This window comes from Nonomuraea sp. LPB2021202275-12-8 (assembly GCF_037044575.1).
Classification (GTDB): domain Bacteria; phylum Actinomycetota; class Actinomycetes; order Streptosporangiales; family Streptosporangiaceae; genus Nonomuraea.
Map to the genome: position 1 here is coordinate 1 of NZ_JBAHWD010000166.1, position 397 is coordinate 397.

Consider the following 397-nt stretch of genomic DNA (forward strand, 5'->3'; position numbering starts at 1 on the left):
TGAAGGGGAGGTCGTACTCACCGAAGAACCGGTCGTAGAAGCGGCCGCAGGTGTTGTCCTGGGTGCAGTCGGCGATCCCGGCGGAGTATCCGGAGGCCAGGCCCGGGCCGGTCACGGCCAGGACGGCGGCGATAATGACGAGCAGGGCGGCCATCATCGTGGCCGAGCCGCGGAACTGGCGCCAGGTCAGCCAGATCATCGCTGCACCTCCAGGGCCACTCGCCGGTCCTCGGCGGTGCGCCTCTCCATGTAGGCCAGGACGAGGTCTTCCATGCTGAGCTGGGTGACCGTCCAGGCGGGATCGTGGATCGGGACGTCGGTACGGACCACGTACGTGCTCTGCCGGTCGGTGTGGCGTGCGGAGATCACGTGCTGGTCGGCGGGGAGCCGGTCGGGA

At 68.8% G+C, this 397-nt stretch carries 2 pseudogenes; both read right to left on the reverse strand.

The annotated features are described in order from the left end of the window. Positions 1 to 199, reverse strand: a pseudogene (locus tag V5E28_RS49205) (ABC transporter permease); the annotation flags it as partial. Next, positions 196 to 397, reverse strand: a pseudogene (locus V5E28_RS49210) (ABC transporter ATP-binding protein); the annotation flags it as partial. The pseudogenes V5E28_RS49210 and V5E28_RS49205, both read right to left, overlap by 4 nt.